The sequence below is a fragment of the Ktedonobacterales bacterium genome, from assembly GCA_036557285.1.
Taxonomy (GTDB): Bacteria; Chloroflexota; Ktedonobacteria; order Ktedonobacterales; family DATBGS01; genus DATBHW01.
In genome coordinates this window covers 73,332-98,493 of sequence record DATBHW010000003.1, presented here as the reverse complement: position 1 = coordinate 98,493, position 25,162 = coordinate 73,332, and the positions used below count along the sequence as shown (strand labels likewise).

Annotated in this window: 17 protein-coding genes; 15 read left to right on the top strand and 2 right to left on the bottom strand. The window is 60.8% G+C overall.

The window, feature by feature from the left end:
- The first annotated feature begins 247 nt into the window (after positions 1 to 247).
- The 8 genes from VH599_00825 (at position 248) to VH599_00790 (ending at position 11,434) form a co-directional block, all read left to right on the top strand.
- The gene (locus VH599_00825) at positions 248 to 2,311 is read left to right on the top strand and encodes a WD40 repeat domain-containing serine/threonine-protein kinase (GenBank protein HEY7346829.1); all 2,064 of its coding nucleotides are present in this window, start codon (positions 248 to 250) and stop codon (positions 2,309 to 2,311) included.
- Positions 2,312 to 2,435: 124 nt separating this feature from the next.
- On the top strand, positions 2,436 to 3,614 hold the full coding sequence (locus VH599_00820) for a response regulator (protein ID HEY7346828.1): 1,179 nt from the start codon (positions 2,436 to 2,438) through the stop codon (positions 3,612 to 3,614).
- Positions 3,615 to 4,288: 674 nt separating this feature from the next.
- Positions 4,289 to 4,432 (top strand): hypothetical protein, encoded by a 144-nt coding sequence (locus VH599_00815; protein ID HEY7346827.1) that lies wholly within the window; start codon positions 4,289 to 4,291, stop codon positions 4,430 to 4,432.
- A gap of 226 nt (positions 4,433 to 4,658) precedes the next feature.
- Positions 4,659 to 5,192: a sigma-70 family RNA polymerase sigma factor gene (locus VH599_00810; GenBank protein ID HEY7346826.1), complete on the top strand. Its 534-nt coding sequence runs from the start codon at positions 4,659 to 4,661 to the stop codon at positions 5,190 to 5,192.
- Between the two features lie 120 nt (positions 5,193 to 5,312).
- On the top strand, positions 5,313 to 6,956 hold the full coding sequence (locus tag VH599_00805) for a PQQ-binding-like beta-propeller repeat protein (protein ID HEY7346825.1): 1,644 nt from the start codon (positions 5,313 to 5,315) through the stop codon (positions 6,954 to 6,956).
- A 325-nt stretch (positions 6,957 to 7,281) separates the two neighbouring features.
- Positions 7,282 to 8,388, top strand: coding sequence for a Zn-dependent alcohol dehydrogenase (locus VH599_00800; GenBank protein ID HEY7346824.1), 1,107 nt, complete (start codon positions 7,282 to 7,284; stop codon positions 8,386 to 8,388).
- Between the two features lie 153 nt (positions 8,389 to 8,541).
- Positions 8,542 to 9,351, top strand: coding sequence for an RNA polymerase sigma factor (locus VH599_00795; GenBank protein ID HEY7346823.1), 810 nt, complete (start codon positions 8,542 to 8,544; stop codon positions 9,349 to 9,351).
- Positions 9,332 to 11,434: a hypothetical protein gene (locus VH599_00790; protein HEY7346822.1), complete on the top strand. Its 2,103-nt coding sequence runs from the start codon at positions 9,332 to 9,334 to the stop codon at positions 11,432 to 11,434. Before VH599_00795 ends, VH599_00790 begins: the two co-directional genes overlap by 20 nt.
- Before the next feature lie 31 nt (positions 11,435 to 11,465).
- Here VH599_00790 and VH599_00785 read toward each other — a convergent pair whose 3' ends face one another.
- Positions 11,466 to 12,416 (bottom strand): ribose-phosphate pyrophosphokinase, encoded by a 951-nt coding sequence (locus VH599_00785; protein HEY7346821.1) that lies wholly within the window; start codon positions 12,414 to 12,416, stop codon positions 11,466 to 11,468.
- Between the two features lie 320 nt (positions 12,417 to 12,736).
- Here VH599_00785 and VH599_00780 point away from each other — a divergent pair, with 320 nt between their 5' ends.
- The 3 genes from VH599_00780 to VH599_00770 all read left to right on the top strand — a co-directional run bounded on the left by VH599_00780 (position 12,737) and on the right by VH599_00770 (position 15,742).
- A complete protein-coding gene (locus VH599_00780) occupies positions 12,737 to 12,886 on the top strand; it encodes a hypothetical protein (GenBank protein HEY7346820.1) in 150 nt (49 codons plus the stop codon).
- A gap of 15 nt (positions 12,887 to 12,901) precedes the next feature.
- Positions 12,902 to 13,039 (top strand): hypothetical protein, encoded by a 138-nt coding sequence (locus VH599_00775; GenBank protein HEY7346819.1) that lies wholly within the window; start codon positions 12,902 to 12,904, stop codon positions 13,037 to 13,039.
- Between the two features lie 63 nt (positions 13,040 to 13,102).
- On the top strand, positions 13,103 to 15,742 hold the full coding sequence (locus tag VH599_00770) for a M1 family aminopeptidase (GenBank protein HEY7346818.1): 2,640 nt from the start codon (positions 13,103 to 13,105) through the stop codon (positions 15,740 to 15,742).
- Between the two features lie 55 nt (positions 15,743 to 15,797).
- On the opposite strand, the gene VH599_00765 is transcribed toward VH599_00770, so the two are convergent.
- Positions 15,798 to 16,568: an LLM class flavin-dependent oxidoreductase gene (locus VH599_00765; GenBank protein ID HEY7346817.1), complete on the bottom strand. Its 771-nt coding sequence runs from the start codon at positions 16,566 to 16,568 to the stop codon at positions 15,798 to 15,800.
- 551 nt (positions 16,569 to 17,119) lie between these two features.
- Between VH599_00765 and VH599_00760 the strand changes: the two genes are divergently transcribed.
- From VH599_00760 to VH599_00745, 4 genes are all read left to right on the top strand, one after another.
- Entirely contained in the window at positions 17,120 to 18,925 is a 1,806-nt protein-coding gene (locus VH599_00760) for a hypothetical protein (GenBank protein ID HEY7346816.1), read from the top strand.
- Between the two features lie 327 nt (positions 18,926 to 19,252).
- On the top strand, positions 19,253 to 21,748 hold the full coding sequence (gene gyrB / locus VH599_00755) for a DNA topoisomerase (ATP-hydrolyzing) subunit B (GenBank protein ID HEY7346815.1): 2,496 nt from the start codon (positions 19,253 to 19,255) through the stop codon (positions 21,746 to 21,748).
- Between the two features lie 51 nt (positions 21,749 to 21,799).
- Positions 21,800 to 22,756: a hypothetical protein gene (locus tag VH599_00750; GenBank protein HEY7346814.1), complete on the top strand. Its 957-nt coding sequence runs from the start codon at positions 21,800 to 21,802 to the stop codon at positions 22,754 to 22,756.
- Positions 22,757 to 23,223: 467 nt separating this feature from the next.
- Positions 23,224 to 24,882 carry a peptide ABC transporter substrate-binding protein gene (locus VH599_00745; protein ID HEY7346813.1) on the top strand — a complete coding sequence of 553 codons (1,659 nt, stop codon included), beginning with the start codon at positions 23,224 to 23,226 and terminating at the stop codon, positions 24,880 to 24,882.
- Positions 24,883 to 25,162: the final 280 nt, after the last annotated feature.

Genomic DNA, 25,162 nt, shown 5'->3' with positions numbered 1-25,162 from the left:
GAGGTGTTGGCAAGCGAGACGTGTCACTTGTAGCGCCGCCGTCTCGGCGGCTCCCCGTTGGCCTGCTGGTAGGTTGGCCTGGAGGGCGAACGTTCGCCAGGGCGCAGCGTTGGCCGCCAAGATGGCGGCGCTACAAGTGGCCCCAGATAATTGGTGGAACCGCAGGCGGGCACCGCTTACTGATCCCGGCCAATCCTGATATACTCTGAGGTAGAAATGTTGGGATACGAGCAAAGGATGCGCGTGGATGAGTTCTTCCCTGGAATATTGCGCGACGTGCGGCGCGGCCAACCCGCCGGGGGCCGTGTCGTGCTTTGCGTGTGGGCAGCCTCCGCTGGCTGCCGCTCCTGCCACGTCTGGCGCGCCCAGCGCGCCGCCAGCCCCCCACTCACTGTTGAAGCAGCGTTATCGCCTGGTGGCCCAGGTGGGCAAAGGCGGTTTTGGCGCGGTCTATCAGGCCGAAGATTGCGATCTGGGCAATCGGCTGGTGGCGGTCAAAGAGATGCAGCCCAATGGCCTGCGATCCCAGGAACTGCAAGAGGCGACAGAGGCGTTTCGCCGCGAGGCGCTGCTGCTGGCGGGGCTGGCGCATCCGAATCTGCCGCGCATTTATGATCATTTCAGCGAGGATGGGCGCTGGTATCTGGTGATGGATTTTATTGAGGGGGAGACGCTGGAGGCGTATCTGGGCAAAGCGCCAGGGGGACGCCTGCCGCTGGGACGCGCGCTTGAGATTGGCCTGCACCTCTGTGCCGTGCTGGAGTATTTACATACGCGCCAGCCGCCGATTATTTTCCGCGATCTGAAGCCCTCAAATGTGCTGCTGACGGCGGATGACATGCCGCATCTGGTGGATTTTGGGATCGCGCGCCTGTTCAAGCCAGGGCAGGCGAAAGATACCGTCGCTTTTGGCTCGCCAGGGTATGCCGCGCCGGAACAATATGGCAAGGCGCAGACGACGCCGCGCTCGGACATTTATGGGCTGGGCGCGCTGCTGCATCATCTGCTGACGGGCAATGATCCTTCCGAGACGCCCTTTCGTTTCGCGCCGCTGAGCGATCCCGCCCTGGCGGGGATTGGCGGGCTGATCGCGCAGATGGTGCAGTTGGATGAGGCCAGCCGCCCGGCCAGCATGGCGGAGGTGAAACGGGAATTGGAGGCGCTGGCGGCTGGGGCAGCCAACGGCCAGCGCGCCAGCAGGCAGATCGTCGGCGCGGGCCAGCCGCAGCCTTCTCAGCAGCAGGCTGCGCCCCCAGCCGACACGCGACGGAGCGTGTTGCTGAGAGGTGTGGGCATGCGGGTGCTGAAAGGGGTGCTTCCCACTTATAAGGGGCATAGGGGCCGGGTGAATACGCTGGCGTGGTCGCCCGATGGCGCTCGTATCGTTTCTGGCGGCGCTGATCGAACGGCGCAGGTCTGGGATGTGACGGCTGGCAAGACACTCTGGACGTATCGAGCGGCGTTGAAATGGGTGCTGGCGGTGGACTGGTCGCCCGATGGCGGGCTGATCGTCGTCGGGGGGGCCAGCCCGCTCTCCTGGTGGCATAATCCGGTGCTGGTGTTGGACGCCGAAACGGGGAAAAAGCTCCTCAAGTATACCGTCCATTTCAAGTGGATACTGGCGGTGGACTGGTCGCCCGATGGGCAGCGCGTGGCTTCGGCGAGCGGCGGCCTGCTTTCCCGCTGGGATGACATCGTACACGTCTGGGATGCTGCCAGAGGGACTACTCTCTCCTCTTATAGCAGGCACGCCAATACGATACACGCGGTAGCCTGGTCGCCCGATGGCAGCCGTATTGCTTCGGGCAGCGCGGATGGGACGGTGCAGGTGTGGGATGCTGCCACCGCGCAGCCCCTCTTAACCTGTCGCGGCGATAGATGGAACGGGGTCTCGGTGGAGTGGTCGCCCGTGCGCGCCCTGGCCTGGTCGCCCGATGGCAAGCGGATTGCCTCTGCTTGCGATCAGGTGGTGCAGGTGTGGGAAGCGGATGCTCAGAAGCCTGTTGGAACGCGCTCCTGGGTGCATTTTGGCATTCGGACGGTGCGGATGTGGGAGAATGATAAGCCCCTGCTCATGTATCACGGCCATAGCCAGAGAGTGCTGGCGGTGGCGTGGTCGCCCGATGGCCTGCACCTGGCCTCCGGGGGTGATGATGGGACGGCGCAGGTCTGGGATGCGGATACGGGCGAGGCGCGGATGTACTATCAAGGTCATATGGGGCCGGTCAGCGCGATTGCCTGGTCGCCGGATGGCAAACACATTGCTTCTGGCGGCGCTGATCGAACGGTGCAGGTGTGGGACGCGCGCTAAACTCTGGGGTTCATGCTGTCGTCCTGGCAGGTGGTCCCGCCTCTGTTTGTTGCAATTGCCTGCTGATTCTGGTATACTTTGAGGGTTAGTGTTCCGGCCAGGTAGCCAGATGAAAGGCCACCGTATGACGCCACGCCCGCCTTCTCCCCCGCGCCTGCTGATAGTGGAGCATGACGCCGGGGTTCGAGACCTCCTTGCAGCTTTCCTGATGGCGGAAGGCTACACAGTCTCTCTGGCGGCATCTCTGGTGGAGGCGTACAGGCTCCTCGATGAACAGACTTTCCATCTGATCCTCACCGATCTGTTCAGCAGCAATCCCAGGGACCGTTTTGGTTCTGTCGAACTGCTGCGCGACGCTGCTCGGCCCACGCCTGTTGGCGTGTTGACAGGCTGGAATATTGCGGAGGAAGAGATCGGGCAGAGGGGTTTTGCTTTTCTGGAGCGCAAGCCCTTTGATATTGAGCAGCTTTTTGCTTTGATTGTCGCCTGCCTGAGTACGCCCCCCAACCCCGGCGCGTGTGTTCCTTTGCCCCCTGGTGTGCTGCTGGTGGAACCGGATGGGGCGGCGCGCGAGTCCCTGGCGGGCGCGCTGACCCAGGAAGGGTATGAGGTTTCCGATGCTGCTTGCCTGGAAGAGGCGTGCGCCCTCGTTGATGAACGCTGCTTTCACCTGATTCTGGCTCACCTGCCTGGCGGCTCTCAATTTGGCGGGCAGGCGCATCTGCTGCTGCGGCACGCGCGGCCAACGCCTGTGGGTCTGATTACAGACCAGCGCCCGCGCGGGAATGAGGCTGCTGAGCAGGGATTTGCTTTCTTCGCGCCCGAAGCGGTTGATCTGGCGAGGCTGCTGACGCAGGTTGATGCTGCGATTACGCCATCGCTGAACGAGGAGCAGCGGTGTCAGGCCGAGAGCGTGCGGGGCCTTTTCGCTGCGATCAATGCTGAGGATCGGGTGACGCTGGAAACGCTTTGCACCGAGGATATGCTCTTCTTCCCGCCGCCCACGAGCAGGTTTCACTCGGTCAAGAGGATGCAGGGGGTGGGCGCGTATTGGGCGCAATTGGAGGCGGTGAAGCGGGTGTTTCCAGGCTACTGGCTGGACCACGTTCTGCTCTATCCCCATCCGAAGGGGCTGGCTATCCGCTATCAATCCAGGTGGCAAATGCCAGATGGCCGGACGCAGCACAGCACCGGGGCGACGCTGTTTTGCTTCAAGGGCCATCGGATTGCCCAGATTGCCGCGTGGGCGAATACTGTCCAGAATCTCGATCTGCTTGAAAAAGGGAAGCGTTCCAGCGCCTGATCAGGCGGGCGAGAGACTCCTGCCCCGCAGGCGGTTAAAACCGCGCCTACGGCGGCGGGCGCTTGCCTCGGCTGTTGCCCCGTCCTCTCGCTCGCTGCGCTCGCTCGCGCGCCCGCGCCAATGGGCGGTAAGCCGCCGCCAAGCCTCCCTGCGGAGGCTCCCCCTAGCCACGTCGGCGCAGCCGCTGCGCCTAAGAGCGGCGTTGGCGTCGGCGCGGCGGTTGGCCGCCGTCTCGGCGGCGCTACGGGCCGGACTTTTTGGCGAAACGCTTAACGTATCAAGCCAGCCTGGGCATACTACTGGCAGGCGCTTTCAATTGACGAGAGAGGAAGCGCGAGCCATCGAATGGAACGGCTGGCACGGCTGGTGACTAAACCCACCAACCGCGCCATCACCCCAAACCCTGTAGTAGCCAGGAAGAGGGCTGGGGGCATTCTATTATCAGGGAACCTCCAGCGGCCACCTTCTGGACATCCGCCAAGGCTCCTGCCGAGGCAGGGAGTGGCAACCTGTGTTTGCTGCTGCCTGGTTCTTCGGGGTGTTGGTGGGTGTTCGCAGGGTGGCCGCTTCGTATGCCGACGCAGATGATGGGGTGGTCTGCGCCGCTGCTACGAAGGAGGTCCGTTTATGGACTTTAGTCCGTCTCTGGCGCTGCCCCGGCATCTCCCGCTGGCATGTTCGACCCCGGCCTGATTGATTCGCTGCTGATCGAAGTTCCCCAGGAAGCCTGCTACTCGCTCTGGCAAGGGCTGACGCGGGCGATGGAAGGCACACTCTGGCTTCTGGAGTCTACGCCTGCCGGAAGCAGCAGGGTGTGACGTTTTTGATTCAACTCACGATATACACGATGAGGTAGCTATCTCTCGAAAGCGGCAACGCATCTGTGAGCTAGTTCACAGAAAGGGACTTCGCGTGGCTCCTATCCTGGCCTCTCTTTTCGTGGGGCTGCGGCATGACCGCCTCGGCGGTGTGACGCTTTTGATTCAACTCACGATATACAGGATGAGGTAGCTGTCCCTCGAAAGAGGATGTGGGAGAGGCACAATGCAACGACAACCAGGCATTACCAGGGTGGATGAATCACCTGCTGCTGCGCTGTATCAGGCGCATGCGCCGATAATCTTGACCTATCTGCGGCGGCACACGCCTTCGCGGGAGGATGCTGAGGATTTGTTGCTTGAGGTGTTTCTGGCGGCCTTCGAGGGGGGCAGGGTCGAGAGGCTGCCGGAGGGGGAACGTATCGCCTGGCTGCGACAGGTAGCGCGCCACAAGCTGGCCGATCACTATCGCCGGACCAACCAGCGCCTGACGGCGGGGTTGGAGGATGCCGTTGAGATAGCCTCGGACGATGAGGCGATGATTCCAGAGCAGGTCGCTTTGCAGCACGAAGAGGAGCAGCGCCTGCACGATGCGATCAGCCGCCTGCCCGATCACCAACAACTGATCGTGCGTTTACGCTTTGCCGAGGGTATGAGCAGCGCGCAAATTGCCAACGCGCTCAATAAAAACGAGGGGGCTGTGCGTATGGCCCTTTCGCGGGCGCTGAACCTCTTGCGCTCCCTGTATGGGGAGTACTAGCTTTCAATACCCTCGCGGGTCGTCATGAGGTGTTGCTTTCGCCGCGCCTGCCCTGGAATATGATACCGGCGAATACCAAAGCGATCAATGGATTTTGCACTAGGGAGAGGAAGACGTGCGATGGCACGAGATGATGCGCTCTTTACACCAGAAGCGGTGGATGAACAGATAGAGCAGCTTGCAGGAGCGCCCGGTACGCTCGCGCCAGAAAGAGGGCAGCCGACAGAGCGTCGGCTCATTCAGAACCTGCAACGCCTGTATGAAACTGAGAAAGCGGATGAGCGTTCGATAGAGGCGGTCTGGGAGCGGCTGGCGCAGCAGAATCTTGCCGGGCTTTCGCGCCGGAGCCATCCAAGCCTGGCAGGTCGTATCTTGCCGTCGGCAGGTCGGCACTCCCCCCAGGAGTATGCGCCCGCTCCCCGCGTTCGTAGAGGATGGTCGTATCGCCTGATGGGAATGGCGGCAGCCGTCATGCTGGTGGCGCTGGTCGGCGGCCTGGTGGTTGGGCTGGTGCTGGTTCATCATCCACAAAACGGGGCCGCGCCCACCGCGACGCCTGAGACAACGGCAGCCCCAACGCCGACCCAGAAGCCTACGGCGCCACCGCAAAACCTCTACGCGATCTTAGACGGAAACACCGTTGTGGCGCTTAATCCTGCCGATGGCACAGTGAAGTGGCGCTACCCTTTCAGCGGCGCGTCTGAAGCCTTGCCCCCATCGCTGACGGTGATGAATAACACGGTCTATTTATGGGTATCCCAGAATCTTGTGGCGCTCAATGCCAGCGATGGAACCCAGCGATGGGAAGCAAAGAATGTGGGTGTGACAGGGTTTATCTGGATGACTAAGGAATTGGTTTTTACTCTGCCTTCGCCTACTTCATCGGGAGTCACACTGATTGCGCTGAATGTCAGCGATGGAACGGTGCGCTGGTCCTCGCAGCAGCCGATTCATCCGATGGACGTGACTGCCAATGGCGATGCTGTCTATGTGCAGACACAACTTCCCGCTACCCTGTTTGTGTTGAATGTGAGCAATGGGAAAGAGCGCTGGCACTTCGGGGTTGCAAATTCAATCGAAAGCGTGACTGGCGATGGCGACACGGTGTATGTGACTTCAGGGCTGCCTGAAACGCTCTGGGCGCTGAATGCCAATAATGGCAACGTGCGCTGGCATGCGTCGGCGACCGATGCAACTAAGTTTATCACGCCCACAGTAGTGAATGGGGTGGTCTACGCGCCGCTGGATGGGTATATCCAGTCGGGCGGCGGGCCGGCGATCCTCTATGCCTTGCAGGCGAGCGATGGGAAGGAGCTTTGGCATTCTCCACAGGCGCAGGCGGGCATCTACTATTCGACCCCCGCTGTCAGTGATGGCGTTGTCTATACGGCTGACCAACAGTATGTCTATGCGTTCAATGCCGAAAATGGGCAGATGCGCTGGAATTCCAACGTGGGGCCTATATATGAACCCGCCGCGCCGATAGTCATGAACGGCCTGATCTATGTGGAATCGGGCCTGGGCGGCGGTTCTGGTACTCTGGCGACAGTAATTCATGCGCTCAATCCGGCTGATGGGAAGGAAGTCTGGAATTTCCATCAAGAACTCCCTGTTGATGGCTTTCCAGGCCCCTTGATCCCCCTCGTTACGAATGGACTCGTCTATGCCTATGGGCCGTCTGGAGGCGCGGTGGCGCTGGACGCCAGTACTGGCAAGCAGCTTTGGCAGAATAACAGCAATCTCAGCGATCTTGTTATTGGCTGATTGCTAGTTCTGCCCAACTTCACTCAGGCGTTGGTAGATTCTTGAGGCTCCAGCGCCTGGGTCTCTTTTCCTTGCGTGAGCGCTTCGCCCGTCATGTTTTTGCCCGCCGCAGCGATAGAGAGTGAGGCGGTTGCGCAACTGTGAGCCAGTTCACAGACAGGGAGTTCGGGCGGCGACTATCCTGGCCCCGGAAGCGGTGTGCAGGCTAGCCCCATAGGGGGAATAGTTGGGCAATTTGACCACTTTATTGGCCGTCACGCGCTATAGTAGATAGAGGATGTGAACTTCCAGCAATCTGAACCGTATATTTCAGGGAGGGCGAGATATGCAGACGCGGGCGGCAGTTGTTTATGCTTATGGAGACCCCTACCAGATTGAGCGCGTGGAACTGGACGAGCCACGCGAGCGCGAGGTGCTGGTGCGCGTGGCCGCTGCTGGCATCTGCCACAGCGACGAGCATGTGCGCATTGGCGAGATGCGCGCTCAGCTTCCGCTGGCGCTGGGCCACGAGGGCGCGGGTGTGGTGGAGCGCGTGGGGCCGGGCGTCACGCGCTGCAAGCCTGGCGATCATATTGTCTTTAGCTTTATTCCGGCGTGCGGCCATTGTCGCTACTGTCTGATGGGCCTCTCGAATCTGTGTGTCTTGCAGAACCGCACGATGGGCGGTCCCCGGCTGGATGGCTCCTATCGCATGCGCGACGGAGCGGGGCGTGAGGTCGGCCAGTTCTGCCTGATCTCCACCTTCAGCGAGTGGACCGTCGCGCCGGAAGAGTCCATTGTGGTTGTTGATGCCGATGTGCCGCTGGATAAGGCGGCGCTGGTGGGCTGCGGCGTTTCCACCGCGTTTGGGGCGGTGGTCCATCGGGCGCGGGTAGAGCCAGGGAGCAGCGCGGTGGTGGTCGGCTGCGGCGGCATTGGTATCAACGTGGTGCAATCGCTGGCGATTGCAGGCGCGGCGCAGATTATTGCGGTGGATATTCTCGATAGCAAACTGGAGGCGGCGCGCGCGTTTGGCGCGACGCATACCCTGAACGCCAGGAATGATGATGTCCCTAAACAGGTGCGCAGACTGACGGCTGGGCAAGGCGCGGATTATGCGTTCGAGGTCACGGGTGTTGCCAGCGCGATCTCCCAGGCGTTTACCGCCACGCGCAAAGGGGGGACGGTGGTGATGATTGGCATTTCGCCTGCTGACCAGCGCAGCATCCCCATTCCGCCGCAAGAACTGGTGCTGCTGCAAAAGACGGTGATGGGGACATTGTATGGTTCGGCTCAGGCGGCCAACGATATTCCCAAACTGCTGTCGCTCTACAAGACTGGCAAGCTGAAGTTGGATGAACTGGTCACACAGACCTATACGCTCGATGACATCAACGAGGGATATGCTGATCTGACCGCTGGACGGAACCTTCGCGGCGTTATCACGTTTTAATGAAGAGAAGCTAAGAATCATCATCTGGAAAAACATCTGATAGAACATTTCCCTGGGGCCATTCGTCTTCCTGGGTGGGAGGATTGAAGGGGAACAGGGCTGGCCTGGCGTTTCGCGCTGCTCGTGCGCGAGGCGTCTGTGAGGCGCGAGCGCATGCAAAAACCGATGGAGAGGGCGCCGCTGGGTCGCTCGGATTCCGCCGAAAACGCCGAAGCTGGCGAGGCGGTGGAAGAGCAGGTGGTGTGCGAAGAGGAACTGCCAGGGGAAGGTGTCCCTGCTGTGGGCGGGGCGGCTTCGCCAGGAGAGATTGCGCCTGCTGAGGGATCAGGGGCTTCGTCGGGGTCGTTCGAGGCGTTCTTTGAGAGCTATTATCGCCCTCTTGCCAGCTTCCTCTTCCGCATGCTGGATGATCCCCAGCTTGCGCAGGATATTACCCAGGATTGTTTTGTGAAGCTTCATCTGGCAATGAAAAGCGGGCAGTCGCTGGAGAACGTGCGCGCCTGGCTCTATCGCGTGGCAACCAATGCCGCGCTGGATGAGCGCCGCCGTCGCCGACGCATCACCTGGCTGCCTTTGCTGGCGAGCAGCGACCGGCAGGAGGCAGAATACCTTGATCCCGAAGATCAGATGATTCTGCGTGATCGCCTGCAACGGGTGTTAGAGGGCATCTCGCCCAATCTGACGGTCTGTTTGCTGCTCCATCTGCATCATGGCTTTTCGCATGATGAGATTGCCACTGTCCTGGGCATTTCATCCGGCGCGGCGCGCACTCGCTTGCAGCGGGGGCGCGAGGCGTTCAAAGCGCGCGGGCTGGCGCTGGAGGGGTACGGCGCGTCGGGTCGCAACGACGCCGCCCAGGTCAACCATGCGGAACCACCTGAGAGCGCGAGGCAACGGGGCCGAAGCGCCGCGCATGCTGACCAGGAACACGGGGGCAGGATACATGACACACGCGATACCTGATCGACCACATCTTTCAGATGGCGCTGCCGCGTCCGATCACCATTCCCCCCCATCAGGGCCGCCAAGGCGTTCCAGGCTCTCGCATCGTCAGGCGCGAGGGGCGCTGGCGCTGCTGCTGGACGCGACGACAGAGCGGGAACTGGTTGGGCGGCTGCGCCAGCATGTGGATGGGTGCGCGCGTTGCCAGGGCGATCTGGAGGAACTGCGCCGGGCGGAGGCGTGGCTGCTGGCGCAGCCGGTGGAAGCGCCGCAGATGGGCGCCATGCAAGAGGCGGCCTGGGCAGCCATCCAGGTACGCATCGCGGCTGAGAATGCACTGGCCCCGGTTGCGGAAAAAGTTCTATCGAATGGACACACCCCCGACGCATATCATCACGCCAGCCCTGAAGCGTCTGCCCTGGTCCCGCTCGTCGCCAGCAGCGATGGCGCGGATGCCAGCGAGGCCGACCGCCTCTATCGCCCCGTACCTGCTCGCCAACCGCTCACCTCCGTGATCATTCCCTTCAGAGTTTTTGGCAAATCTGGCGTGGTGAGTACCAGAGGCGCGCTGCTGGTGGCGCTGGCGGCCTCGTTGATTGTTGGCAGCTTTGGCGCGCTCTTCCTGGCGCATTTTTCGGCGGGTGGCGCGCCTGTCCCGACGACTCATGAAGCGCCGTCCGTTGCGGTGCTGGACCCCGGCAATGAGACGCCAACCTTCAGTTTCGATCCGACCTCGCGCCGCCTGCTCGCGCTCACCAGTGATGATCGCTTTGATTGTGAACGCGGGCGGCGCTGCCCTGCCTCGCAGACGCCCCTCTGTCTGCGGTTTTCTATGCTGGATGCCGATACCGGCAAGTCCATTGGGAATGCGCTGCCGGGCTGCATGAAGAACAGCGGCACGGGCAGCACGTATATTGATCTGCTGGATAACAGCGCCATCAAACAGGCGATGTTGATTGGCAGCGATCAGGAGGTGACGACGCTCGATAGCCAGACCGGGGCGACGGTCTGGACCTATCATCTGGCGTGCTGTCCCGCTAAGGGAACCAGCGTGGGCAAAGCCCTTTTCGATGCGCGCGATCAACTGCTGCTGACGATGGGCTTGAGCAATCAGGATCGCGGGCTGCAAACGCTGGACGCTCAGAGTGTGATGACCGGACAGGTCCAATATCAGGCGGCGCTGAGTGGCGCCCAATATCAGGCGGCTATCTTGAGCAATGTGAGCGGCTGGCTCTATCTCTGGACCGCCTGCGCAGCGGATAGTGACGCTAGCTGCGTTGAAATCTATGAGGCAGGCACTGGCCGAAAGATTGGCGATTGGCGGGAAAACTTCCAGACAACCCCGCTGGCGGCGGACCCTGCCAGCAATGTCCTCTACGTGCGCAAGGATCAGCCGGACGGCCAGGCTGAGACGCTGGTTGTTGATGGAGGCTCCGGCCAGCCGTTGAGTCGCTTGCCACCCGCGCATGCCGTCGCTGTCAACGGCTCGCTGCATCATATCTATCTGCTGGATGAGAATGGGGTGACGGTGGTGGATTCGCGCACCCGACGCAAGCTGAGTACCCTGCCGGTGCTGGTTCATGACACGGCCTGGGCGACGCCCGCCATTGATGAACAGAACAAGCGGGTCTATTTGCCGACAGTGCGCGGCAAGGTGCTGACGGCGCAGGATAACGCGGAAGGCCAGCTTCGTCTGCTGTCTCCGGCGCTTCAGGCTACGCTGGATGCCGAGCGCGCCATGACGGTTGCGTGGGCGCAAGGCGCGATGGATATAGACCCCTGGGACTTGCCGATTGGCCCAGGATCGCTCACCTTCTATTATCCGTTGGGGCAAGATGATCCTGGCGGCTGCTCGGAAAAGTCGGTTGCGGCGCGCACAGAGGCGGCGGCTACCCCGCTGAGCGGCGGCGCTTATACGGTGCAAATCTCGATGAATTGGGCCAACCCCTCGACGGTTCTGGATGCTTCGGCGCTGAGCGGCTCACCTCCCCCACTGCCAAGCTATCCGCATCAGCATACCTGGCTCTATCATATTCCGGCCAGCGGCGGCGCGGAGTGGCGCAGCGAGCAGGGCGAGGCGTTTTCCACCTGCCAGGCCGCTTAAGGATGACGCGCCCGGCTTCCGCTGCTAATGTTTAATAGCGTTCCCAGCGGAACAACTCTGAAACCGAGGTATCCTCGTGGATGTGCTGGATGGCGGCGGCGAAGAGTTTGGCGACTGAGAGGATGGTCATCTGCGGCAGACGCTTTTCGGCAGGGACGGGGATGGTATCGGTCAGGACGATCTCCGTGAACTCACCTTCGCGCAGGCGCTGGATGGCCGGGCCGGAGAGGACGCCGTGTACTGCTGAGGCGTAGACATCGCCTGCGCCCTCTTTTTTGACAAGCTGTATGGCGCGAACGATAGAGCTAGCGGTATTGATCTCGTCATCCACAATCAGCACGTTGCGCCCCTGTACCTGGCCGATAATGCCCATCGCTTCGGCGCCTTCATCGTTGCTTCGGCGGCGCTTTTCGACAATCGCCAGCGGGGCATCCAGCAGTTCGGCGAAGTTGCGCGCCTTCTTGGCAAAGCCAGCGTCCGTTGCCACTACCGTCAGATTGGGGATGCGCTTGCTAATCCAGTGGCGCGCCAGGATGTGCATCGCGCTCAGCTCATCTACCGGAATGTTAAAAAAGCCTTGAATCTGCCCGGCGTGCAGGTCCATCGTCAGCACGCGATGCGCGCCCGCCACGCTGATACAGTCGGCGATGAGGCGCGCGGTGATAGGGACGCGCGGCTGATCTTTTTTGTCGCTGCGGCCATAGGCATAGTAGGGGATGACGGCGGTGATGCGGCGGGCGGAGGCCCGCTTACAGGCGTCGATCATGATCAGGAGTTCGAGGATCGAGGTGTTAACGGGGGCGCTGAACGGCTGCACAATAAAGACATCGTGGCCGCGAATGTTCTCATTGATTTTGACGAAGATGTTTTCGTTACTAAATTGAAAGACTTCCGCCTCGCCATCGTGAAGACCAAGTTGCTGGCAGATTGCCGAAGTCAGCGCGCGGTTGGCATTGCCCGAAAACAGGCTCAGCTTCTCCATTCTCATCTCCTTTGATTGGGGGACGGCGGCATCTGGTTTCCTTGTATATCGCACACGGCATGCCTGGATGGCCGAAGCGCCAGGACGCGCAGAAAGAGACCACAAGCGGCGCTGGACCGCTGAAAACGACGCTGACTCTGATCGGGGGCCAGCCGCCAGGCGCTGATCTGGCGCGCCCCGCCGGGGCTGGCGCACAGCGTTTGTGGCGCTTGTTCAAGCGCCGGGCTGTCCACTCATAGAGTATAGCATATCGTGGCTGCGCCTGGCAACCTGCCTGCTGGGCGCCGCGAAAACGAATAACCGCCCGGTTGGAGCCGGTGATGTTACCAGACGGTGGGCTGCGCGTCACATTCTTTGAGCGCGGGCGCGCGATCAGCCGTAACGATGCGCTATTCGGCCCGGTTCTTGCTTCAGCGGCTCATATCCTGGCAACTATCCCTATCTGGTGCGATACACATCTTGATCAATAAAAGAGGAAAGAGAACATGGTGCCGCTTGCCGATCTTGTTTCCAGTGGCGGTCTGCTCTTTGCCTGGACACTTGCAACCATCATCCTCTGCCTGCTTGGCTGGCTGGCCTTCACGCTGCGCCAGCGGCAATACCACAACGACCTCGACGAATGAGGTATACTACCACCGTTCTGGTACAACTTTTCTAAAGGCTTTTTCTCAGGAAGGAGCGGCTGTTTGAGTCAGTGTGAACGGTGTTTGCAGCTTCAAGCTGTCGGTGGTGTACCCCTGGGCAACGGGGAAGAAGACCCCTATAACTTTGCGCTTCCTGGCGATAGACGCCACTACGCGCCTGATCGCCCGGCGGATGTTGCGCATGTCGCGCTGAACCTGGCGCTTGATCTGGAAAAGCAGCAGGTGAGCGGTGTGGTGACGACGACGTTTCGGGCGTTGTTCGATGATCTGCGCTCGGTGCAGTTGAGCGCCTCCGAACTGGAGATCGAGCGGGTGAGCCTGGTGGGCGGCCCGGCCTTGCGCGCCACGCAGGACGGGCGCAAGCTGGTGATTGAACTGGATCGCGCGTATCAGTACGGCGAGACGTTTGCGATTGAGATCGCCTACGCGGCGCGCCCGCGTATCGGCCTGCATTTTGTGCAGCCGGGGGCGGATGATCCGACCAGACCGGTGCAGGCGTGGACGCAAGGCCAGCCAGAGACGAACCATTTCTGGTTCCCCTGCCATGATTCGCCCAATGATCGGGCGACGACGGCGCTCTCGGTGACGGTTCCGGCGCAGTACTTTGCGCTCTCCAACGGGCGGATCGATCATGTGGATGAAGACCAGGGCAGCGGTACGAAAACGTATCACTGGCGGCATGATGTGCCGCACCCGGCGTATCTGGTGACGCTGGTGGTAGGCGAGTTTGCCGCTGTGATGGAAAGCTGGGATGGTATCCCTGTTACCTATTATGTGCGCCCTGGACGCGAGGCGGATGCGCGGGTGATGATGGGCAAAACGCCGGATATGCTGGCGTTTTACTCGGATCGCTTTGGCATTCGCTATCCCTATGAGAAGTACGCGCAGGTCGTCTGTGAACTCTATACGGGCGCGATGGAGAATACTTCGGCGACGACGCACAGCTTTTCGCTCTTGCCGGACGCGCGCGCCGCGCTGGATACGGCCTTTCCCAAGCGGGTGGTGGCGCACGAACTGGTGCATCAGTGGTTTGGCGATCTGCTCACCTGCCGCGATTGGAGCCATATCTGGCTGAACGAGAGCTTCGCTACGTATTTTGAGGCAGCCTACACCCAGCGCGACGATGGCGAAGACGAGTTCCGCTATGAACTGCGCGGCAACCTGGGCGCCTATCTCGCTGAATCGTACAAGCGGCCCATCGTCTACAACGTGTATAACCGCGATGGCTGGGAGATGTTTGACCGTCACGCCTACCAGAAGGGGTCGCTGGTATTGCATATGCTGCGTTTTGTGCTGGGCGAGCAGGGGTTCTGGCGCTCGATTCAGCATTACGCGCAAACCAATCGCGGGCGCGAGGTGATTACGCCTGATCTGGAGCGGGCGATTGAAGAGACTACGGGGCGCAGCATGGGGCGCTTCTTCCAGCAGTGGGTCTATGGCGCGGGCCATCCAGAGTTCGAGGTGTCGTTCAACTGGGATGGCGATCATGGCCTGGCCTCGCTGACAGTGAAGCAGGCGCAAAAGGTTGATGAGCATCACGCCTGCTTTGTGACGCCAGTGGATATTGCTTTTACTATTCCAGCTTCTGATGATGCGAAGGATGACGAGGCGACGACCACAACGTTCCGCGTGCAGGTCGAGGAGGCGCAGCAGCGCTTCTATTTCCCGCTGCCGCGCGCGCCGCTGGCGGTGCGCTTTGATCCGGGCGGCTGGATTCTGAAGACGCTGAAGTTCGAGCGGCCAGCGGAGATGCTGCGCTATCAACTGGCGCATGACGCGGATGTGCTGGGGCGCATCGAGGCCGCCGAGGAACTGGGCAAGCTGGGCGATCCTAAGAGCGTAGACGCCCTGGCGGCGGCGCTGCTGAGCGACTCGTTCTGGGGCGTGCGTGCCGAGATTGCCGCGACGCTGGGCAAGCTGCGCACCGGGCGTGCCCTGGAGGCGCTGCTGTCTGGACTGGAGCAGGACGAAGATCTCAGAGCGCGGCGGGCTATCGTGGAGGCGCTCGGCTCCTTCCGCGCGCCGGAGCAGCCCGAACTGGCCGAGCGAGCGGCGGCGACGCTGGCCGCCACGCTGAAAAAAGGCGATCCCAGCTATCATGTTGAAGGCGCGGCGGCGCGGGCGCTGGGCCAGACGAGGGCCAGCGGCGCGTTCGACGCGCTGGTGGCGGCGCTTGATCGGCCCTCCTGGAACGAGATTATTCGGGATGGCGTCTTTCATGGATTGGCGGCGCTGGGCGATCCGAAGGCCGCGCCAGTCCTGGTTGGCTGGCTGGACCGCGCAAAGCCGATTCAGGCGCGGGCGGCGGCGGCCAGAGCTATTGGCGCGCTGGCGAGCGATCACCGCCTGGACAGCGGCGAGGCGCGCCAGCAGATGGCGCAGGGATTGGTCGGGGCGCTGGATGACCCCTGGCCGCCTGTGCGTGGCTCGGCGGCGCGGGCGCTGGGGAGTATGCGCGAGACCAGCGCGCTGGGCGCGCTCGATCAGATGGCGAGCCGCGAACTGGATGGCGTCTTTGTCCGCGCTGCTCGACAGGCTGCCAGGACCATTCGTGAGGGCGAGAAACCAGCCGATGAGGTGCGCCAGCTTCGCAACGAGTTCGACGAGATCAAGGAGGAGAATCGCAAGCTGCGCGAGCGGCTGGAGACGCTGGAGGCGCGCCAGGACAAAGAACAGGACTGATCCTGCATCTGCTTGCAGCGCCGCTGTCCCTACCGGACGGCGGCGCTGCCGGTTGTTATGTCATCCATCTGGCCGCTTCAGCTAACTGGTCGAAGGGTCGCCAGAAGGTGAGAAAGGTGCGCATAACGCCAAGGTCTTCCCAGACCGCCAGCTTTTCGACAAGATCGCTCGGCCACTCCCAGACATAGACCGATAGGGCGACGGCTCGCGGCGCGGCGTCAATCTGCTGGCGCGCGAAGCGGATCAGCTCATCGTTGGCGTAGACGTTCACCTCGTCGGCGTATTCAATGGCGCTCTGAATCAGCCGCCGCGAACTGCCAGCGCCAACCATCACGCGGGGCAGTGGTGTGGGCGCTGGTGTGGCTGCTGCGTCTTTCAGGCGGATAAATTGACCCTCGAAGGTGATCTTTTCACCGCTCCAGATGTGGCGCAGCACGGTGACAGTTTCTTTCAGACCGGCAATGCGCTCGGCGGCATCGGGGACCGGCAGCCCCCAGGCTCTGGCTTCCTGAAAATAATCGCCCGCGCCGATGCCAAGCTCAAAGCGCCCACCGCTGGCAATGGCGAGTGTTGCGGCCTCTTTTGCCAGCACGCCGGGCAGGTAATTCAAGCGGTCAATCACCAGGGGAACGAGATGGATGCGGGAAGTTGCCAGCGCCAGCGCCCCATAGGCGGACCAGCCGCAGATGTAGGGCCATTCGAGTTTGTCGGTATGATAGTGGTCTAAAAAACCAACGGCATCGAAGCCAAGCTTATCGGCTGTCTGGGCCGCTGCGAGCATGGCGGGCCAATCACCAGTTGGCCCCAGATTCGCACCAAGACGCATCAACGATTCCTCCAATTAGTGGTATGCTTCAGGTGCATTTTTGCCCCTCAGCAGTATAGCTGCGCTTTCCTGACACCTTCCGTCAGGAAAAGATGAAACCCATTCTTGCTGATGGCTCCACCAAGTATCGGGGGTTGCTACTTGTTTGTAGCGCCGCCTCCCTTCGGGAAGGGCTTCGCCAGAGCCGCTTGACCGCGCTGGGCGCGGCCATGCTCGCTCGGCTGCGCCTCGCTCGCGCGTCTCTGCCGCTTGCCTCGGCTATGCCTCGTCGAGCGAGAGGTCCTCGCTCCCGGTGGTCGCTCGCGCGTCCCTCCCGGCGGCCACCGCTGCGCCAGGGCGAGCGTGCGCCCTCCGGGCCACGGCGCCAGCAGGCCAACGCTGGCCGCCGGGACGGCGGCGGTACGAGCGGCACCCCCATAGTTGGTGGAGCCCTTGCTGATCTGAGGCTTGCCAGTCGTAATCTGGTGTGTTACAAAAAAAGAAGAGAAACGCTGTGTTTTGTATACCAGGCATGTACCAGGCATGGGTCAGAGTCCGGCAAGGGATAATCAATGGAGCGCTGCGCTTTTTGTCAGGCGACGTTAGATGCGGAGACGCGCTTCTGCTGGCAGTGTGGGCGCGCCCGGTCCTCGATGCTGTTAAGCGAAGAGACCTCGCCATCACTGGTAATTCCTCCACCTAAGCGGCGCTGTGTTATCTGTGGCGCGGAGACGCCGGAGGGGGCGGGCCTCTGTAGCAACTGCCTCAGCGCCCAGCCAGCGGCAGAGGTGATTGCGCCGCTGCGCGAGACCTCCCCCGAAGCGCCGATGAAGCCCTGCGCGGCCTGTGGCGAGGAATCGCCCATCTGGGCGCGGTTTTGTGGCGCGTGCCGCCAGCCCTTTGCTCTACCCGCCGATGACCCAGCAGAGCTTACCCAGGCTGGTACGATAACGGAAGGGCTGGGAGAGGCTGGCGCGCTGCCCCTGCCTCGCGCCACCAATCGCCTGATGTCGGGCGCGCTGGTCGGCCCGCCAGACGATCTTACTGACGCCTTCAGCGCGCCAACGGTGGCTCACGCGCCGGTGGCGCTCGACCTGGAGACCGATCCCTGGCAGCCCATACCAGAGACCCTTGCGCTGGCTCCAGCGGCGGAGAGCAGTTCGCGCAAGAAACCCGGCAGGATGCGGATCAAGATCATCGCTGCTGTCCTTGTTACGGCGCTGGTGGCGACCACTGGTGGCGTTACCCTGGCCTATTTCCTCACCCGGCCAGAGCCAACCATCCAGGTGATGAGCGCCTCTCTGGTAGATGAGACGCCTGCGGGTTCGCCCTCAACGACGCTGCGCGTTGTCGGCCAGCATTTCTCGCGTCATTCCAACGTGAGTATCTTGCTGGATGGCAAGCCCGCGCCAGGCGCGCCAGAGGTGTCTACGGATGGGGCTGGCAACTTTAGCGTAGACCTGACGGTGACGGAAGCCTGGCGCTATGGCTTCCATACCCTGACGGCTACCGATGCCAGGGGCTACACGACGATGAGCGGCGCGCGGGTGGATATTATCCCCCGACCAGTGATTGAAGTGCAGAGCCACTATCAGCAGGGCGGCGTTCCGGCTGGCTCGACAACTACGAGTCTGCACGTCAGCGGCAAGTGGTTCTCGTATCGCTCGTCTATCACGTTTCTGCTGGATGGCAAGCCCGCGCCGGGCAGCGGGGGAACGCAGAGCGACGCGCAGGGCCGGGTAGAGGCCGACCTGACCGTGACCGGCGATTGGGGCGTGGGGAATCATACGCTGACGGCAAAGGATGACCAGGGGTATGTCACCCGGCGCGGCGCGGCGCTTGCCATCGTCACTCAAGGCGAGGCTGGCACTCCCGGCCCCAATGGCGCTCCTGCCGACGACGCCAGCTTTACGCTGGTCGTTACCATCCAGACACAAGACCCCCTTACCGGCGCGCCTCAGTCTATGCAGGAAACGCTGGTTATCACCGGCCAGGCCGACCCAGCTGGCGGGACGGTCTGCCAGGCGCGTGATAACAGCCAGCCCTTTACCCAGACCGGCAATGTGCTGGATGCGAGCGGCATGCCTACGGGGGTTACGTATCAGGAGACGCTGACCGCAACGTGCAGCGGGAGCTATAAGGGCGGCCAACTGACCTATACCGAAACGGCCACCAGCGATCAATATGTTCTCTCCAACGGCTTCACCTGCCAGGCCAGCACGCCCTATACCCTCCAGACCCTCAGCGGCTCCTTCAGCAGCGCCACTACCAGCAGCGGCAGTTGGAGTACCTCCGGCTACACCATGACGTGCGCTCAGGACCAATCCGTCACCCAGCACCCTGCTCAGCAAGGCTCGTGGAGCGGCGCGATCCAATAGCCGGACCCCCTCTGCCCCAGGATATTTGACGCCGGGCAGGTTGGGCAGTCAGGCTGTGGGAGCTGGGAATGTGAACAGGTTCACACGATCACAAAAGGGTTATCCAAAGAGAGCTATTCCGAAGGCTTCAGACTAGATGCCAACTGCTCTGAGGGTCTTTCCTTTTCCTTATAAATGTGTTACAATAGGAGAAGAGCGACTGGACGCCCCGGTCGGTGGCGACAGCCGTTTTTCATGTGTCCCAAAAGAATGGATACCTGGCCTATTCACCTGCCCTTATCACATTTATCGCCTGCCAGCTTTGTTGAGGAGGAAGGTACACCGTTTATGGCAGCTATGAAACAGATTCCTGAAACACCCGAAAATACGCTCTCTGCTGAACTTGAGAAAGACGCTGGCCGTGTGAACGGCGGCAGACATGAGAAGAACGGCAACGGCGCGGCGGCCAATAACTATGGCGGCGAGCAGATTGAGATTCTGGAGGGGTTGGAGCCGGTTCGTATTCGCCCTGGTATGTATATCGGCAGCACCGACAGCCGGGGGCTGCACCAGCTTGTCTATGAGGCGGTGGATAACAGTGTTGATGAGGCGATGGCGGGTGTCTGCGATCATATCATGGTGACAATTCATGCCGATGGATCGCTGACGAATGAGGATAATGGCCGGGGCATTCCGGTTGAACCGCATCCCAAGCGTCCCAAGCAATCAACCCTGGAAGTGGTGATGACCACGCTGCACGCGGGCGCCAAGTTTGGGGGCGAGGCATATAAGTCTGGCTCTGGTGGCTTGCATGGCGTGGGGGTGTCGGCGACGAACGCGCTGAGCGAGTGGTGTCGGGTGGAGGTGAAGCGCGACGGCAAGGTCTATATGCAGGAATATCGCCAGGGCAAGCCGGTAAAGGGCGTGCGCGTGATTGGTTCGGCAGAGGGAACGGGCACCAGGACGACCTTCTTGCCCGATCTGACGGTGATGGAGACCCGTGATTTCAATTTTGATCTGCTTGCTCAGCGTTTGCGTGAGATAGCGTATATCAATCGCGGGCTGACGATTAGCATCCGCGATGAGCGCCCCGGTCCCGGCCAGGAACGCGAGCAGACCTATTATTTCGAGGGCGGGCTGATGTCCTTTGTGCGCCATCTGAATAAGGCGCGGCAGTGCGTGATGGCAAAGCCGCTGCATGTCGAGAAGAAGATGGACCACACGCTGGTGGAGATCGCGCTGCAATATAACGATGGCTATAACGAAACCCTCTTCTCCTTTGCCAACGGCATCAATACCGTTGATGGCGGCACGCATCTGACGGGCTTCCGCGCCGCGCTGACGCGCACACTCAACGATTACGGGCGCAGGACGAATCTGCTCAAAGAAAATGAGAGCAACCTGACGGGTGACGATGTGCGCGAGGGTTTGACGGCGGTCATCAGCGTGAAGCTGCCGAACCCGCAGTTTGAGAGCCAGACGAAGAATAAGCTGAATAATGCCGAGGTACGCAATCAGGTGGAGAGCCTGCTGGCCGAGTCTCTGGCAAAGTACCTTGAGGAGACCCCCAGCGAGGCGCGCAAGATTATTGATAAGTGTCTGACCGCTTCGCGCGCGCGCGAGGCAGCCCGCAAGGCGAAAGAACTGATCCGCCAGCCCAAGGGCATTCTGGATACGACGCTCCCCGGCAAGCTTGCCGACTGCTCGGAGCGCCGCTCCGAACGCTGCGAGTTATTCCTGGTTGAGGGCGATTCAGCAGGCGGCTGTTTCTCTGGAGATACCAGGGTTGCGCTCGCTGATGGTCGCTCGTTGAGCTTTCAGGAATTGGTAGCTGAGCAGGCCGAAGGCAAGGAGCATTTCTGCTATACCATCCGCCACGATGGCAAGATTGGTCTGGAGCGCGTCATCAACGCGCGCGTGACAAAGGCGAACGCCGAGGTTATTCAGGTGACGCTGGACAATGGCGAAACCATTGTCTGCACGCCAGATCACCGTTTCATGCTGCGCGACCGGGGCTACAAGGCCGCAGCAGACCTGACGCCCGACGATTCACTGATGCCGCTGTATCACGATCTGTCAGAAATCGTTGATCAGGGGATGGCATTTGAGGTTGCGGCAGCGAATCATCGCATTGTGAAGACAGAACGGCTACAAGAGCGGCTGGATGTCTATGACATCGAAGTGCCAGGCACGCATAACTTTGCCCTGGCAAGTGGAGTGTTTGTGCATAACAGCGCGAAGCAGGCCCGTGACCGCCACTTCCAGGCGATCCTGCCGCTGCGCGGCAAGATTCTGAATGTGGAGCGGGCGCGGCTGGATAAGATGCTGGGCAATGAAGAGATCAAGAATATGGTCACAGCCCTGGGTACGGGCATCGGCGATATCTTCACGATGGAGCGCATTCGCTATGGGCGCGTGCTGCTGATGACCGATGCGGATGTTGATGGCAGCCATATTCGGACGCTGCTGCTGACGCTTTTTTATCGCTATATGCCCCAGCTTATCACCGAGGGTCGGCTCTATATTGCGCAGCCGCCGCTCTATCGCATTCAGGTCGGCAAGAACCGTCAGTATGTCTACAGCGATGACGAGCGCGACGCCTACCTTGCCAATCTGAATGGCAAGAACGCTGCGGTGAACCGCTATAAGGGCCTGGGCGAGATGGACCCGGAAGAACTCTGGGAAACGACGATGAATCCGGCCACACGCACGATTCTTCAGGTGACGATTGAGGATGCCGTGAGGGCTGATGAGATCTTCAGTACACTGATGGGGGATGAGGTGGCGCCACGCCGTCGCTTTATTGAGGCACACGCCAAGCAGGTGAAGAACCTGGACGTGTAGCGGTATGGGGGGTGTTGTGGCAAGAACACTGATACACGCTGAGGTGTTTGGATGGCGGAGTCAGGGATGGCCTCGGTGCCGATTACTCCCCCCAACGGCAGGGTCTGGACGCGCACGTTTCTGCTACGCTTCGGGGCGCTCGTGCTGGTCGGAGTCCTGGTAGATGTCCTGGTGATCCTGCTGATCCGCCAGTCAGCAGGGTTGTTTGGGTTGGCTCACCAGCCCGTTGACCTGTTCCATCACCCGTTTTTGAGCCGTTTAGACCTGATCAGCCCTGAACTCATCAATGGCCTGGCGCGCTCGCTGGCCCTCGCGCTCCTGATCGCCCTTTGCCTGAAAGGCGCTCGTTTCGCCCCATCGAGGCTGGCGCGCGGCGGCTTGTACCTCCAAGCCAGCTCAGCAGCGATGACGATCCTCCAGCTCCTCCCCTACCCCCTGATCTGGCTGATCTGGCCTGATCAGACGAATCAGGCAGCCAATTCGGAGGTGCTGAGGCAGGTGTTTCTGTTCCTGCCGCTGGTGAGCGTGCTGCTGAGCACGCTGAGTCTGCTTTGCCTCTCTTATGGGCTGGTGCGCTGGAGGCTGAGGGTGGATAGCTGGCTGGCCGCGCTGTACGTGCTGCTCAGCGTCATCGGCAGCATCATAGTCTGGAATCTGAACCGTGTGCCGCTCACCGAGCCAGTGCTGGTTACCCTGGCTTCAACGGTCTGCGTGTTTTTTGCCCTCGCGCTGCTCCTGCTGCGGCCACGGTTTTGGTGGCGCTTCCCGCTGGTAGTCCTCTTGCTCGCTCCAAGCTGGGCCTGGCTTGCCTATCTCGTGCTGACTCCAGATGCACTGGCGCCCGGATGGGCCTTTCTCGGTCTCACCGAGTTTCTGAAGAGCTATAGCCTCGTGACAGGGCGCGAGGTGGGGTTCGACCTGCTCGTGCTGCTGGGCTTTCTGGTGCTGGTGCAGGGCATGCGCGTGCAACGGGCTCAAGGAAGACCGCCTCCGCTTGCAGAGGCATGATCGTCCACCCTGACCCTTTTGATCACATTGGACAGCGTTTTGTTTAGTTACAACAGATAAAAACGGCTCACTATCAAAGTTTTCGGCCACCAAGTTTCTAAGAAACCTCTTGCGCACAATCAGGAAAGTCGTTATACTTGCGGCGTCAATAGACCTCCAGATGGCTCAGCTTGCATGTTGTAGGATTACAACATGTTCTCCAAGAGCAGGGCCGGGCTGAGATTGATGCCATGCGGCAGCAGGCCAGGAACAGAACCTGGGTCGCGCCGCCATCTCGCCAGGAAAGGGGGACCGACAAGGCCACTGTGCCGCACGCAGAGTGCGGCTGATCGCTACAGCGTCGTAAGCTCGTGAGATTTTACGACGTGCGGGCGTAGTATAAGTAAAGCTGCGTCGTAAGGGGCAGGAGTTGCCCTCTGAGCGCGCTTTACATTCCGCTCTCGTCATTTTTTTTGAGGAGGGGCTTCATGCAACGAAAGGGCAAACTTCTCTTCCTGGTGGTGGGTTTGGGGCTGCTGATCGGCCTGGCGCTGCCAGCCTGCGGGCCAACTCCTGTCTCAAACTCAAACCAACCCCAACGCGGTGGAACGATCACCGATGGTCTCTATGAGGAGCCTGATGTACTCCTTTCCAACGGCTCGAATCTAACCTATTCAATTCTGGTGGACGCCACGATCTGGGCGCCACTGGTCTACGGTGACGATAAGGGTGTCATCCACCCGGGACTGCTCAAGGAGCTGCCCACCGTCGCCAATGGTGAGATCTCTTCCGACGCCCTGCACTACACACTGAAGCTGAAGGACAATCTGAAGTGGTCGGACGGGCAGCCGTTGACCGCCGAAGATGTGGTCTTCACGATGAATCTGTGGAACACCCCGGCTTATGGCGCCAAGGGCGGTACGGCTGGGCTGGCCTCGATTGACTTCAGCACGCTCAAGGCGGTGGATGCCACCACTGTTACCTTCAGCATGAAGAACGTCTACGTGCCGCTGATCGCCTCGCAGTTTGCAGACCCAGGGCTGGCCCCCATGCCCAAGCACGTCTTTGGCACGATGGACCCGTCCACCATCCTGAAGTCTACTGAGGCGTTCAAGCCGACCGTTGTCAGCGGACCCTTTAAGATCTCTGATCGCGTCAAGGGCGACCACATCAACGTGGTGCGCAACGACAATTACTTCCAGGCGGCCCAGGGCTATCCGTATCTGGATGGGATTAACTTCAAGATCATCCCCGACGCCAGCACGGTTCTGACCGCCCTGCAAAGTCATTCACTCGATACCTCCTGGTTCCTGGACAACACCAAGCTGGATAGCTACAAAGCTCTCCAGGGCTACAAGCTCTATCTCCCCACGCAACCGGTCAACACTGAATGGATTACCTTCAACTTGCACGACCCCATCCTGGCCGACTTGCAGGTCCGCAAGGCGATCAGCACGGCGCTTGACATCGACAGTATGATCAAACAGGCCGTGAACGGGGTAGGCATACGTACCTGCGATGAGGATCTGGGTACCTTTGCCCATGAGCCTGACGTGACCTGCTACCCGTTCGATCAGGCAACGGCCAAATCGGTGCTGGATGCCGATGGATGGGCGATGGGTTCGGATGGCTATCGCCATAAGAACGGCAAGATCCTGGAACTGAACTGGAGCACGACCTCCAATAACGCGCGCCGCGCGCAGACCCAGCAAATCGGCCAGCAGAACCTGAAGGATATCGGTATCAAGATCAACATCAAGGATTTTCCTGCCGATGCCTTGTTCGGCACCATCTTGCCCAGCGGCCAATATCAGATCGGTGAGTTTACCAACTCGCTCGGCTATGACCCCGACGACTTCACCTCCTGGGGTTGCAACCAGACCGCTGCTCAGGGTGGCGGCAACTGGACCTACTATTGCAACCAGGCGGTTGATGCGGCGCTGCATGCCGAACAGCAGAACCCCGATCAGAACGCTCGCCTGGAACAGTTCAAGATCTTCCACCAGGCGATGTTGACCGATCTGCCGGTCGTCTACGTCTACTCCTATGGAGCGCCAGCCGTCGCCGGCAACAACGTCCACAACTACAACCCCTCCGCTCAGGGACCGTCGGAGACCTGGAACGTCTGGACGTGGTATAAGAGCTAAACCTCTCTCGTTTCCTGGAAGGCATCATCTCTCTGTTCAGAAGGTGATGCCTCCAGCATTCGCTTCATGAAGAGGCTTTCCGGTTGTTTGTGTGGGCAGGGTGTCAACCATATCTGGCGCCCTGCCCACATTCATAACCAGCATCTTTGCGAGTCCCTCTCTGGTAGTTTTTTATCCAATATGGTATGATTGCGGCAAATGCCGGGCTGGCCGTCTACTCAGGCTCTGGACGGGGTGCGATCACCCTCTTCTTCGTGGTTGAACGATGCAGCTTTGTGGT

Coding starts and splice junctions, on each gene's coding strand:
- VH599_00825 (HEY7346829.1), top strand. CDS start 248: ATGAGTTCTTCCCTGGAATATTGCGCGACGTGCGGCGCGGCCAACCCG.
- VH599_00820 (HEY7346828.1), top strand. CDS start 2,436: ATGACGCCACGCCCGCCTTCTCCCCCGCGCCTGCTGATAGTGGAGCAT.
- VH599_00815 (HEY7346827.1), top strand. CDS start 4,289: ATGTTCGACCCCGGCCTGATTGATTCGCTGCTGATCGAAGTTCCCCAG.
- VH599_00810 (HEY7346826.1), top strand. CDS start 4,659: ATGCAACGACAACCAGGCATTACCAGGGTGGATGAATCACCTGCTGCT.
- VH599_00805 (HEY7346825.1), top strand. CDS start 5,313: ATGGCACGAGATGATGCGCTCTTTACACCAGAAGCGGTGGATGAACAG.
- VH599_00800 (HEY7346824.1), top strand. CDS start 7,282: ATGCAGACGCGGGCGGCAGTTGTTTATGCTTATGGAGACCCCTACCAG.
- VH599_00795 (HEY7346823.1), top strand. CDS start 8,542: ATGCAAAAACCGATGGAGAGGGCGCCGCTGGGTCGCTCGGATTCCGCC.
- VH599_00790 (HEY7346822.1), top strand. CDS start 9,332: ATGACACACGCGATACCTGATCGACCACATCTTTCAGATGGCGCTGCC.
- VH599_00785 (HEY7346821.1), bottom strand. CDS start 12,416: ATGGAGAAGCTGAGCCTGTTTTCGGGCAATGCCAACCGCGCGCTGACT.
- VH599_00780 (HEY7346820.1), top strand. CDS start 12,737: ATGTTACCAGACGGTGGGCTGCGCGTCACATTCTTTGAGCGCGGGCGC.
- VH599_00775 (HEY7346819.1), top strand. CDS start 12,902: ATGGTGCCGCTTGCCGATCTTGTTTCCAGTGGCGGTCTGCTCTTTGCC.
- VH599_00765 (HEY7346817.1), bottom strand. CDS start 16,568: ATGCGTCTTGGTGCGAATCTGGGGCCAACTGGTGATTGGCCCGCCATG.
- VH599_00760 (HEY7346816.1), top strand. CDS start 17,120: ATGGAGCGCTGCGCTTTTTGTCAGGCGACGTTAGATGCGGAGACGCGC.
- gyrB (HEY7346815.1), top strand. CDS start 19,253: ATGGCAGCTATGAAACAGATTCCTGAAACACCCGAAAATACGCTCTCT.
- VH599_00750 (HEY7346814.1), top strand. CDS start 21,800: ATGGCGGAGTCAGGGATGGCCTCGGTGCCGATTACTCCCCCCAACGGC.
- VH599_00745 (HEY7346813.1), top strand. CDS start 23,224: ATGCAACGAAAGGGCAAACTTCTCTTCCTGGTGGTGGGTTTGGGGCTG.